This is a genomic window from Paenibacillus sp. V4I9 (assembly GCF_030817295.1).
In the GTDB taxonomy this organism is placed as follows: domain Bacteria; phylum Bacillota; class Bacilli; order Paenibacillales; family NBRC-103111; genus Paenibacillus_E.
The window spans coordinates 6,687,413-6,700,642 of sequence record NZ_JAUSZE010000001.1 but is presented as its reverse complement, the minus strand read 5'-3'; the positions used below and the strand labels follow the sequence as shown (position 1 = coordinate 6,700,642).

Sequence of the window (13,230 nt, the reverse complement as noted above, 5' to 3'; positions counted from 1 at the left end):
AATTCAAAATAAACCACACAGACGGAATGGAATGGATTTCGCTGGACGATATACTTCACATCCGCCTTCAGTCTGACGGAACGCGATCTTGAATAATTTCTTTACTGGTCTCCGAGCCGGGAATGCAGTTGTCGCAGAGACTCCTCTGTGATGGCTGCTTGTTCTTTTGCGAACGGCCCTTCAGCATCTTCTGTTCAAGGTCGCACCTCAGCTTCTCCAGCAGCATCGAATTCGATCCCCCGTTCGCAACGACGTTGACGGCATTGGTGATATGCCGTTCCACGCCATTCAGGCTTTTTTCAAGCCGTTTTATTGCTTCTCTCGCGTATTCGGAAACGAGCCGACCACCGAAATCCCAGAATATCCCGGTAGCATTCGCTGAATTTGATTTAACACCAGCGCCTTGTCATCCACCAATATAATCTTCATGTATTTCACACGCTCCATAATAATGTATGTATTTTTTATCGGTTCCATTTGCGTGAGTGAAAACAGTGTGTGAAAGTACCCATAGCTTGTAGAGATTTTGTATAGTTCCTTATGTTACGATCATACCCGTCGAAAGAACAAGGATTTTAGCAATATATCGGGAGTGAGGTGCTTTGGTTCCCTTCAGATAGGAGCTGAGAGCGGAAGAGAATAAGAATGGTCGGATGTTTTACTGTAGTTGGAGTTGAACTCCTGATTTTGACGAGGTGCGGCTATGAAAACGTATTGGAACTGCTAAGTCTCCACAGGTTATCCTGCTACAAGGCCGCCAAGTCTTTACGTGTATGATAAAACCAAATTGAACGGGGGATTTGGCGATGCAACTAAATCTGCTTGAGATAATTGGGAAACTCCGAATGATGTGTTATTGCTTAACACCTGGAAAACCATGTAGCAGCTACATTTAATAGAACAATTTGTTCGTGTATGTGAACGGGATTAAAATGTATTCTACTATCGTTTGGGGAAAATGTTGAACTATGGCGTAATTTGTTATTTGGTAGAGATGGAATTCGCACAGATTAATCGTATTAGGAGATGATGAAATGATGTTTGTGAGGAATGGTAGGATGAATTGGAAGAAGCCGCTCAAGCTGCTGCTGGTCGGCGCCTTGACCATAGGTTTATGGCCTACGGTGTTGGCTCCGCAGACGGCCAAAGCGGCGGCGGCAGCAGCGCCGGGCGGGGTTACCACAAATCTTCATCTATGGCTTCGTGCTGATACCGGCGTGACTACGGCGAACGGTACTGTTTCAGCATGGAACGATCAGAGTGGTAATAACCGTGATTTCTCTCAAACCGATGCTACCAAACAGCCTGTTTATAATGATGGAAGCAACCGGATTAACTTTAATGAGGCAGTAACTTTTGACGGGACGAATGATTATTTATTAAATGCGAATGGTGTTCTGGGAAGCAGCGCCTACAATAATTTTAATGTATTTTTAATGTCGGATCTAGGAAGTGGTTCGAATTCCATTTTATGGGAAGAAACGTCCGGTGGGGGCAGATTAAATGTGCATCTGCCTTATAGTGGAGCTGTTTATTGGGATGCAGGAAGCCAAGGTACTGAACGAGTATCTGCTTCTGCAGGAACAGTGGGTCCAAAGTATATTTGGAATTTTAATTATGGAATCAATGGTTCCGGAGACGCAGGTCAATCCATTTATCGTGATGGGAATGCGCTTGTTTCTGCACCCAGCCGAACGATTCCTCTAACAGGTATTAACCACAAAATATCATTCGGCTCACAATATGATACGAATGGAAATCCAGTAAGTTATTATAACGGCCAAGTAGGCGAATTAATTTTCTATTCAGGTCCATTGACGGCAATAGACAGACTTAAAATCAATTCCTATTTAGCGATTAAATACGGAAAATCATTAAACAATCTCAATTATTTGGATTCGAATGCCACTCCAATTTGGAATGCAGATCTGAATTATAATAGTAATATTGCAGGTATTGCCCGTGACGATGCACAAGGTTTGTATCAAAAGCAAAGCCGTTCGGCGAACGTTGCATCGAAGATAACAATTGGCATCGGAGCACAGTTGTCAATGAAAAATGAGAGTATTTCAGAAACGCTTGCAGATAAACAGTCGTTAATCTGGGGCGATAACGGACAACCCCTAAAATTTGATAAGCAAATTGGCACGACAGACAAAAACCATGCAGAACGTATCTGGAAAGTTCAGAACACTGGGAATGTCGGCGAAGTGCTAATTGCGATTCCGAAGAATATGATTCCAGCAAATTCGACGTTGCTTGTAAATGATAACGGCTCCGATTTCACGAATGCCACAGAGCATCAATTAACAGTAGTAAGCTTTGAGGGAATAGATTATTTTACGACAAAAGCAGCCTTAGCGAATGGACAATTCTTCACCTTTGCTGCTCCAGTGCCAGTACCGAATAATGCAGTGCTCGAACATGCGGCAGCGGGCGGGAATAAAATTATTCTTACGTTCGACAAAGAGGTGGGGTGGACAAATTCAACCGGGTTGACAATTACAATTGACGGTACACCAATAACACCGGTCATTAATGCTGACCCAACTGACGCTAAGAAAATGATTTTCACTTTACCAACAGGAACGGATGTCACCGGTAAAACAGTGAATGTGTCCTACAATGGCATTGGTAACTTAATAGGTACGAACAGTGTACCTGTGAATCGATTCTCAATAGATGCAAAAACAGGCACGTTAGCTAGTGCGGCGAACAACAGTGTCAACGAAAGCCCTAGCAGCGTCACGGTAGGCGGTTCGGTGACGCTAACGGCAGCGGGAGATCGGCAGTCGGAAATAGGAGCGGTGTACGGGGATGAAAGGTACATCCCGACAAGCTGGTCATCGACGGAAAGCGGCAAATCGGGAACGTTCAGCGTAAGCGGAGTCACCTATACCTCAACTTATACGCCTGCGACAGCAGGCAGTTACACGGTAACGGCTACTTTCACGAAGCAAACGTGGGATGGCAGCGCATGGACAGATACGACCACGACGGACGTGAAGACGACCACCGTTACGGCTGCTCTTCCTGTGATAGGAGGCAGTGTAGCGATCAGCGGTACTGCCAAGGTTGGTCAAACGTTGACGGTGGACTTAACGGGAATCACGTATTCGGCTACAACGAATGATAATCCGACTTACCAATGGTATCGTAACGGAGTCGCTATCGCGAGTGTGACAGGTTCCAGCTACGCGTTAACCGCAGACAACATCGGTGCGGTCATCACGGTGAAGGTCACCGCCGACGGTGTGCATGCGACAGGCAGCGTAACGAGCGCGGCGACCGGTGCGGTAGCCGCAGCGGACGGAGCGGCGGCTCCAACCAATGTGATTTTGGACGCAAGTGCGAAGACGCTGACGTGGAACAATGTATCGGGATATGCCAATGTTTCCGATTATGAATATACGGTGGACGGCGGGACAACATGGACGGCAGCAACTGCCAACCCACAGCCGCTGGCAAGCGTGCCGAATCCTGTTTCCAATGCTCAAGTTCGCGTAAAAGGAGACTCCAGCGCCGGTCGGGCTCCCGGTGTAATCGGTACAGCTGCTCTTCCGGCTATGGGGGGGAGCGTAGCGATCAACGGTGTCGCCAAGGTTGGTCAAACGTTGACGGCGGACTTATCGGGGATCACGTATACGCCGAGCACATCGGGTAACATGCCGACTTACCAGTGGTATCGCGACGGAGTCGCTATCGCAAATGCGACGGGTTCAAGCTACACGTTAACCGCAGCCGACCTCGGCACGGCCATCACCGTGAAGGTCACCGCCGACGGCACACATGCGACAGGCAGCGTAACGAGTTCGGCGACCGCTGCGGTAGCCGCAGCGGCGGCTCCGGCAGCACCTGATGTAGCAAGTAAAACAACAACGAGCATCACGTTGCTGGCCGTCGCTGGTCAGGAATACAGCAAAGACGGCGGTGTGACCTGGCAGGATAGCCCAACGTTCAGCGGACTGACACCGAATACGGACTATACGATTGTAACCCGTGTGAAAGCGACAGCGACGCAGAACGCGTCCGCTATCAGCGCGGGAACAACGATTCGTACATTGGCTTCGACGTCTACAACAAACCTGTCTGGCGGAATGATGTATGAAGATACAACCTATCCTACACAAGCAACAATCACTGTGGCTGGCGTTACAGGCAGTGTCTATCAATATACTGGCAAATACGCTGTAAACGGTGTACCGGTAGGGGTGTATCCTGCAAGTATTACGATTACGAACCCTGTCAACGCATCACTTAACGCAACATTTACGGCTACTGCTACCGTAGATAACGCTGGTAACGTCACATATGGGCCATTTAAGCCAAATGCGGGAGCACCTGCGGGAATGAGCGTTACAAGCGATGACAAGGGAAACATTATTGTGCATCCTTCTACTGCTGTTTCAAAGGTAGCCAGTGATATGACAGCTGCTATCCGCACGAATACTTTAGAGGCTTTACAAGCAGCACATGACGAATTTACGGCTCTCACACCGGAAGAACAATTGCAAATAAGCCGGACAACGGTAGAGAATGTATCCAATGCGATATTGAATTTACTCCAGGCTTCATTAAAGATTAGCAGTGCCGTAAGCGGTGTTGCAAACCCTGCTGCCACAAGAAATCAATTGGATAATCAAAAGGGTATGCTGCTTACGCCTGCAGAAATTGCTCAGCTACTGGGTGGCCAATCTTTGAATGTCACTCTTAATCTGAATGCAGCGGATGTGTCTACTAGCACAACTCCAGGAGTATCAGCCGACAAAGGCTTAATTGAAACCCGCGTTACCTCAAGTGCGGCAATCATTGGCTTTATGTATGATATTAACATTACAAAAAAAGTAGATGTACTAAACAGCAGCGGCACAGTAATCACTCCAGGCGCTTCACAGCTTGTGCCTGTAGTGCCGGAGCCGATTAGTATTACACTGCCCATTCCGACAAACCTGCTGGGTTATAAGTATTTCGCTATTGTGAGAGTTCATGGCGGCGTTGCGGAATTCATACCAGCCTCTGTCAATGGAACAACGGTAACGTTCTCCTCAACCAAGTTTTCGACTTATGGTTTGGTTTACTCCAACCAAATGATATTTGCGGATAACTTGCCGGGCACAGGACCTTCACTGCCATCAACGGATGGCGGAAGTGGAGGCGGAGGTTTCATCAGCCCCACCGTTACGATTGATAATGCCGCAGGCGGAAAAGTTACTGTAGATAATAATAGCGCTACATCCGGTACAAAAGTGACCATTACTGTTACACCTGATGCCGGATATACTCTGGACAAGTTATCGATTACAGATGATAAAGGTAATGTAATCAACTATACAGACCTTGGCAACGGTACTTACACGTATGTCCAACCGAGTGGTTCAGTTAAGATTAACGCTGCGTTCAAAGCTTTAGACAAGGCACCAGCATCGGCTGCCGATACGGGAGTATCCAAGTTGCTCAATACGATGGAACATTTAACATATTTAAGCGGGTATGAGGATGGAACCTTTAGGTCGGACGGCTCAATAACCCGTGCTGAAGTCGCTCAAATGTTCTATAATCTTCTAAAAAATCAGGATGTAAATACTTCAGGAAAGCACTTTGCTGACGTACCTGAAAAGGCATGGTATGCAAAAGCTGTGAACACCTTAGCTAGCCTCGGTATTATTAACGGCTATAAAGATGGCTCCTTCGCACCTAATAAGGCCATCACTCGCGCAGAGTTTACAATAATAGCAGTAAGCTTTTCGAATAAAGCTCCTGGCAATAAGAGTTTTACAGATGTATCGAACACCCATTGGGCATATTCCAACATAACAACCTCAGCGGAATATGGATGGGTAAATGGCTATCCGAACGGCACCTTTGAACCGAATAAAACCATCACTCGTGCAGAGTCTGCTACGATTGTAAACAGAATGCTTAATCGTCAGCCTGACAAGAAAGCCATCGATGCGTCTACCAGCTTCAAAGTTTTCAAAGACGTTTCAAGTGGCTACTGGGCATACTATGATATCATGGAAGCAACCCATGCCCATAAATACAAAAAATCAAACGGTATGGAAATTTGGATACCGTAACAAAACGTCATTGATTAAGTAAGCTCAAAATAAGAAAGCCCACCAATGTTTCGTATATTGGAGGGCTTTCTTTACATTCCAGACTTTATTATCCGATTGCGGCAGAAGGAATTCACGCTGTTCTTGTCGAAAATATGAGCCCCAGCATTTGCAAGCAGATGGTGGAGTTGCTCGGCGAAATGTTGGGAGTGAGCTTCTTTATGATACGGATAAAAAACAAAAACGCCCTGAAATATGCTGCCACGTTCATCCTGTTTCTTTTCATACTTCTCGGCATCCGGTGGCTTTGGTCCGGGTTTTTTCTTACGCCTGAACATCCTCGAGCGGTTCAAGGCGTGCTCGATCTGCGCGGCTGGGACTTCGCGAAATCCCGTTCCATTACGCTGAAAGGCGAGTGGGAGTTTTATCCGGAAGCGTTCATCACGCATGAAGACAAGGGCCGGGAATCTCTTGGCAAGCGTTATATACAGGTTCCGGGGGATTGGCGAAGCGCTTTGCCGTCAGGGTCAAAGTCATCTTTCGGATACGGGACGTACCGGCTGCGCATTCTTGTCAGTCCTTTTCTGCAGCAGTCTTTCGAATTCTGGATTCAGGAAATTCAAGCCTCTTCAACAGTTGAATTCAACGGTCAGCTAGCAGGAGTCGGCCAACCGACTGAGCAAGCGAAAACGTATACGCCCCGCCGGATTTCTTATACCCCGCTCTATAAGGCGAACGGAGTGAGTGAGATCGAGCTGCTTGTACGCGTTGCCAATTTCGAAAATCCGTTTAATGGCGGCATTGTCAGGGACATCCGCTTCGGGTCGGATGCGGTCATCGATACCGAACGCTGGAGCTCCATTGGCTTTCAGGTTGTGACATTCATGATACTGATGTTGCATGGCTTGTACGCATTGATGTTATACATGTTCAATCGGCAAAAATCGTTGCTCGTCTTCTTCATGCTGCTTTTGGTCTCTGGTCTTTCGATTGTGTCCGATAACGATAGCCTGCTGTTGGTAGGCATGCCTTTCATCAACTATGCATGGGCGTTGAAAATCAAGGTACTCTCGTACTTGTCTTTTTCCTTTTTTTTCCTATTACTGATTGGAATATTTGCCAAGATCAAAACAAACACTGGATTGTTCCGTACGTACGTCGGCGTTTTCACTTTATATTGGGGGTTTGTGGCGGTCATGCCGCCACCGCTCATTTACCATTCGATCGATGCTAATGTATTCACGCTGATTAGCTGGTTCCCATGGGGCTGGATTGTCTATCTAGTCGGCAAAATGATAGCAAGAAACCAGTCTGGCGCCATCTTTCTGGTGCTTGCCACCACGAGCATCTTATCCAACTCTGTCTGGGGGGCGTTTAATACTCGCTCGGAAGTAACGAGCGTATACTACCCGGTTGACGTGCTGGCAGCTATTGTCTGTTTTTCCGCTTACTGGTTCAAGCAGTACTTCCGCAATTCCGAAGAAAACGCTAAACTGAATGAGCAGTTAAGGATGGCAGACAAATTGAAGGACGATTTCCTGGCCAACACATCGCATGAATTGCGCAATCCGCTGCACGGGATACTGAATATGGCGCAAACGGTACTTGACAGCGAAAAACATGCGCTGAGCGATAAGAGCGCCAAAAATTTGGAGTTGATGATCATCGTCGGCCGGCGCATGTCGTTTATGTTAAATGACCTGCTCGATTTGACGCGTCTCAAGGAGGGTATCGTCCGCCTGCATCTGCAAAGTGTTCAGTTGCAAGCGGTCACTTCCGGCGTATTCGACATGGTTCGCTTCATGACCGAAGGTAAACCGATCCGTCTCATCAGCGAGATTCCAAACGAGTATCCCCCTGTGATGGCCGACGAAAACCGGCTCGTTCAAATTGTGTTCAATCTAGTTCACAATGCGGTCAAATTTACTAATGAAGGGACAATCACCATCCGGGCAGCCGTTAAGGGCGGGAAAGCGTACATTAGCGTTGCGGATACAGGCGTAGGCATGGACGCGGAAACGCTGCAAAGAATCTTTAAGCCCTACGAGCAAGGCGACACCGGCATGACGGCGGCTCCAGGCGGCGGCATCGGACTCGGGCTTGGCATTTGCAAGCAGCTCGTAGAGCTGCATGGCGAAGCGTTAGAGGTCATCTCTGCCCCCGGCGAAGGCACAGTATTCACGTTTTCATTGGCGCTGTCCGATTCGCTTTTCGTTCAACCGGAAATGGAAGCTGCGTCGATTCTATTGCCCGCTTATATGGAAACAGGCGCTGCCGGCTCGAACATTCAATACGGTGAAGATACGGAGATGCCAAGTTCCAGATCTACGGATAGACCGATCGTATTGGCTGTGGACGATGATCCGTTTAACCTGAAAGTATTGGAGGACATTTTAACTGCGAAAAGCTTCGATATCGTTGCGGTTACGAGCGGCAAAGAAGCGTTGTCTCAACTAAATTCGAGAGTGTGGGATCTGGTTATTACCGACGTCATGATGCCTCACATGTCGGGATATGAGTTAACGCACGCGATCCGCGAGCGCTATTCGAGCTCAGAACTGCCCATTCTGCTTCTGACCGCACGCAACAATTCTGAAGATATTGCCGCGGGATTTTTGGCAGGCGCCAACGATTACGTTGTAAAACCTGCGGATACGATGGAGTTGATAGCTCGGGTCAGGGCATTAACCGATGTGCACCGTTCGATGCGCGAACGGCTGCGTATGGAAGCTGCATGGCTGCAAGCGCAAATACAGCCGCATTTTTTATTCAACGCGCTCAACGCGATAGCGGCGCTCAGCGACATCAATCTGAACAGAATGCGCCTTCTGCTTGACGAGTTCGGAAATTATTTGCGATCCAGCTTCAACTTTCAAAATTCCGAGCAGCTTGTTCCGCTTGAACAGGAGCTTGCTCTCGTCCGTTCCTATTTGTATATCGAGAATGAACGTTTCAACGGCAATTTGGATATTGTATGGGAAATTGATGTGGGCATGAGGCTGAAGATTCCTCCGCTTTCCATCCAGCCTCTCGTGGAAAACGCAGTACGGCACGGTATAACGAGGCGTTCGTCGGGAGGAAAGATCCTTATTCAAATCACCGAATATGAAGACCGTTCAGAAGCAACCATTACCGATAACGGTGTTGGAATGGATGAAGAAACGGTGAAAGGATTATTGCGCACACATTCGAGCGGCAGGCAAGGAGTTGGTCTGCGCAATATCGATCGGCGGTTGAAACAAATGTATGGGAATGGATTGCAAATTCAGAGTTATCCGGAGCAAGGTACGACCGTTTCCTTTGTCATGCCGAAGTGAAGTGTGAGGAGTATCAAGCTTTAGCGTTTGCAGGCTGTTGGCTTGGAGAGAGGCGAACGATGTGATTGCCTTCCTCCTCAAAGCCAAGTGTGCACCTCAAGATCTACTTTGAAAATGGCTCGAACGAGCTGTAGCGAAGCATTGTTAGGGGCGCCTCGCAGCGGCATGGATAGTTACCAAGGTTTCTGCTTCTATGTCCTCCTTCGTCACTCTCATTGTGTTATGGGAAATTTCATTCTCGATTAATTCGAACCAGTCTACGAGCTTGTCGGTCAAGCCGATCTGCAGCTCTTTGGAAAACAGATGATTCAGCTTACGGAAGTGCTTCTCCGCTTCTTTGCGCCGTCCGCTTGCCGTATAAAGCTTCATCAGCGCAAGTCCGTTGTCTTCGTTATACGGATCCGCATCCTGAATCCGTTCGTACATCGCGAGCGCTTCCTCCAGCAATCCGGCTTTCTCATAGAATCGGGCTATCGAACTGGCGTGCTTATACCATAGCTTCCGTAGTCTTTCGCGCTCGGTCTCCGCCCATCCAAACCCGTACTCCTGAAAATAGTCCCCTTCATAAAGCTCAAGCAGCCGCAGCAGCTCGGAATGACTGTCGGCCAAATTTCCTCCGCTCGCCTGCCGCAAACCGTTCTCCCATTCATCCACGTCAATCCGAATGCGGCTTGTGTCCAGCACGTAGCCTTCCTGAATAGTCAGATTGCGGATGGGGATATCGATGACCATTTGCTTCAAGCATTGTCTGATGTGATAAATCGATGTGTACAGTTGACTCGTCGCCTGTTTCACGTCAAGCTCCGGCCACAGCAGCTCCAGAAGCGTTTCCTTGAGGACGATATTGCCGCGATGGTGCAGCAGATAAGCAAACAGCTCTTGCGTTTTAGTCGTCCGCCATTTCGGAATTTCCGGAGACCCGCTGCTGTTCTGAAAACGGAGAGACCGAAAACAGAGAACACGGGAAGGCGCCGTTGATTGGATGTCTTCTTGTTTATGCAATCTTCTTTGCATTAGTCGCTTTATCGTATGATCCAAACGAGCTTGATGCAGCGGCTTAAGCAAATAATCGACCGCATTCAGTTCGAACGCTTGGATAGCATATTCGTTATATGCCGTTACAAACACAATATCGATTCCCGGGCAAGCCTCCTGTGCCAATTCTACTGCATCAATGCCCGACAGCTCCGGCAAGTGAATATCGAAAAATATGACGTCCGGCTGAAGTTCCGGCATTCGCGCAATAGCCTCCCGCGCATTCTGAAATGAGCCGACCACCGAAATCCCGGAATACCCCGATAGCATTCGCTGAATCTGATTTAGCACCAGTACTTCGTCATCCACCAACATAATCTTCATGTATTTCACGCTCCATAAAAATGTATTACATTGTTTTTCAGTGCCATTTGACCCGTTATACCAATACTATCGGGATTTTGGTAATGGATGATTAGAGCTTGTCCGAACAAGCCGCGCAGATGCGGAAAAAAAGCGCTGTTATTCGCTATATCATCATTGGGGTACTGTTCCCATAAAATTTAAAAGGGGTACCGCCACATGCCTATCAAGCTAAGAACAAAGATACGGGATGCATATTATCAGTTCACCCTTGAGCCTGGTCCAGTTCAGCTCTAAACGGAATTTCGTGCAGACCTAAATAAGCCTTTTCAGGCTGTCTTTTTTAATATTTAAAAAGTGAAATTAAGAAAGCCCATGCAACTATGCATAGGCCTTCTTAATTTTGTCGATTAGTTCTAAATATTCGGTAAAGCCCTTGTCTCAGACTCCTTCAAGACTACAGTCTTCTTTTGCTTCTTTCTACCAAACGAGAAATAGTAAATAGCTAGAATAACCAGTTGCAATGCGGCTATAACCAAACAGATATTACTGAAAATAAAGCCAGATGAATAGCTGTAAAAGGGGTTCCAGTTTGGAATGCCTTGGGATCCAAGATCAACAATTTTACTGTATATGCCAATAGCAATCCCTTGCGAAATAAAGTTGACCATCGCCAGCATGCCCATCCCCACGCCGACCTGTTCCTTAGGCAGGGTTCTTGAAACCGAGTTGGATAACGCAATGACAATGAAAGATTGCCCGACGTTGCCAAGAATCAGAAATACAGCAATAAACAGGGGGGATCCTCCAGTAAAAGTGGAGAGTAAAATAAAACAAGCCAGCAGTAGGCTTGAAGCCACATAAACGACGAACGAATTGCCTTTTAGATCCGCGAGTCTACCGCCTCTACGTCCAAATACAGCAGAAGCAACAGCTGCAGGGACCATCGCGAAACCGATCCAAACGGATGGCAACTTCTGAATATTTGCTAATAGCAGAGGACTGAGTACATAGAGTGAGCAGCAAGTACCGCTGATGAGGAATGAAATGGTTAGTCCGAGCGTGTACTTATTATTTCGAAAGAGTTTTGGCGCAATAAAGGGCTCCCCAGCCGTGTAAATTCGAGCAATGAATAACCCTAAAGCGAGTAAGCCACCTAACAAAAGCCAGATTCCCTTCGTAACACTCAGCAGAAATAAGGCTATTGTGATGGCCAACAGACTACCGCCAATCCAGTCAAATTTCCCTGTTGTTCCAGGCAGTTCATTTCCTAAATATTTGCGGTAAAAAGGGAGGGTCGCCAAAATAAGCAAGGGTACAGCAAATAACCAGCGCCAGTGTACCGTGCTAACGATTAAAGCAGCGACAACAGGCCCAAGTGCATTACCAAAAGCTAAGCCTACAGCGGTCATACCAAGAGCTGCACCTCTGCGCTCCGGAGCGAAATACCGCAAGGGTATGATCATCGCAATCGCGGGAATAACCGCAGCTCCGGATGCTTGCAGACATCTGCCAACTAGCGCCATTCCGAATGTTTGTGAGGTCAGCCCGATGAGAGACCCGGTTGTAAATAAAAGGAGTCCGAAGGTTATCAAACTTTTCAGCCTATAGCGGTCTGCCAGCTTTCCGTAGGTGACTGCGCCAATCGCGTAGATCAGAATGTAGGCAGAAGAAAGCCAGCTGACCTGGGAAATCGTAAGGGAGAAGTCTTCACTAATCTTGGGCAAGACGATGTTGAACATGATGCCGCTCATCATGGATATAATCAGGGTGAACATCAAAATACGCATTAATTTGTCACCGGCTTGCTGCGGTTCTTGGGTTTGGGTAGTCATACGTTACCACATCCTTTTTAAAATTTGACTGTCAGTACTGACTGACATTGACTCTGTAAAAAAACTAGGGTTGTAAGGCCCTAGCAAAAATCTTTACGCTCTCTTGAATAAATGGCTCCAACGAAATGGTTGAGTAATTTTTATGGCTATCGAGATCGTTCATGAACGCCCCGAAATTCATCATCATAAAGGAGAAGGCGTGCATCTCCGGATTCGTGGGAATCATTTTGCCTTTCTCGGACATCGTGATGAAATAATTCGTTAAGATTTCCAACAATTGCAGAGGATGCTTATGCGTACGCTCGCTGAATCCGGGCAGTTGGCCTTCTTCTTTGAGGCTGATCTGGATCAATTTGCGATTACGGTTCATAATCTCATGATAGGTTTTACTAACCAGAAGCAGATCCTTCTCCAGATCCCACACGAGCTTTTCACTAAACAGCTTTTTCATCTCTTCGGCATAATGATAGCGGTCAAATGCGGCTTCGAGAAGCTTCTGTTTACTGCCGAATTGGCGAAATAATGTCTTCTCACTAAGACCTGCTTCTGTGGCAATTTCAAGGGTGGTTACCCCATTGTAGCCTTTAGCCGCGATCAAATTGAGCGCCGCTAAGAGAAGTCTATCGCTGCTTCCCAGCTTGCTGCCGTCCATGTTATTATCCCTCTTCCACAACGATGTCAGTA

5 protein-coding genes are annotated in these 13,230 nt (G+C 47.3%); 2 read left to right on the top strand and 3 right to left on the bottom strand.

The genetic code is table 11. The features are described from left to right. The first annotated feature begins 1,058 nt into the window (after window positions 1-1,058). Both QFZ81_RS30750 and QFZ81_RS30745 read left to right on the top strand, forming a co-directional pair. Window positions 1,059-6,077, top strand: a complete 5,019-nt coding sequence (locus QFZ81_RS30750; protein WP_307438338.1) for a DUF8202 domain-containing protein — start codon at window positions 1,059-1,061, stop codon at window positions 6,075-6,077. 200 nt (window positions 6,078-6,277) lie between these two features. Further along, window positions 6,278-9,373, top strand: a complete 3,096-nt coding sequence (locus QFZ81_RS30745; protein ID WP_307438341.1) for an ATP-binding response regulator — start codon at window positions 6,278-6,280, stop codon at window positions 9,371-9,373. 144 nt (window positions 9,374-9,517) lie between these two features. Here the strand turns inward: QFZ81_RS30745 and QFZ81_RS30740 are convergent, their stop codons facing one another. The 3 genes from QFZ81_RS30740 to QFZ81_RS30730 form a co-directional block, all read right to left on the bottom strand. After that, entirely contained in the window at window positions 9,518-10,732 is a 1,215-nt protein-coding gene (locus QFZ81_RS30740) for a response regulator (RefSeq protein WP_307438342.1), read from the bottom strand. A gap of 395 nt (window positions 10,733-11,127) precedes the next feature. After that, on the bottom strand, window positions 11,128-12,546 hold the full coding sequence (locus tag QFZ81_RS30735; RefSeq protein ID WP_307438344.1) for an MFS transporter: 1,419 nt from the start codon (window positions 12,544-12,546) through the stop codon (window positions 11,128-11,130). Window positions 12,547-12,610: 64 nt separating this feature from the next. Further along, window positions 12,611-13,198: a TetR/AcrR family transcriptional regulator gene (locus QFZ81_RS30730; protein ID WP_307438347.1), complete on the bottom strand. Its 588-nt coding sequence runs from the start codon at window positions 13,196-13,198 to the stop codon at window positions 12,611-12,613. Window positions 13,199-13,230 lie beyond the last annotated feature (32 nt).

Coding starts and splice junctions, on each gene's coding strand:
- QFZ81_RS30750 (WP_307438338.1), top strand. CDS start 1,059: ATGAATTGGAAGAAGCCGCTCAAGCTGCTGCTGGTCGGCGCCTTGACC.
- QFZ81_RS30745 (WP_307438341.1), top strand. CDS start 6,278: ATGATACGGATAAAAAACAAAAACGCCCTGAAATATGCTGCCACGTTC.
- QFZ81_RS30740 (WP_307438342.1), bottom strand. CDS start 10,732: ATGAAGATTATGTTGGTGGATGACGAAGTACTGGTGCTAAATCAGATT.
- QFZ81_RS30735 (WP_307438344.1), bottom strand. CDS start 12,546: ATGACTACCCAAACCCAAGAACCGCAGCAAGCCGGTGACAAATTAATG.
- QFZ81_RS30730 (WP_307438347.1), bottom strand. CDS start 13,198: ATGGACGGCAGCAAGCTGGGAAGCAGCGATAGACTTCTCTTAGCGGCG.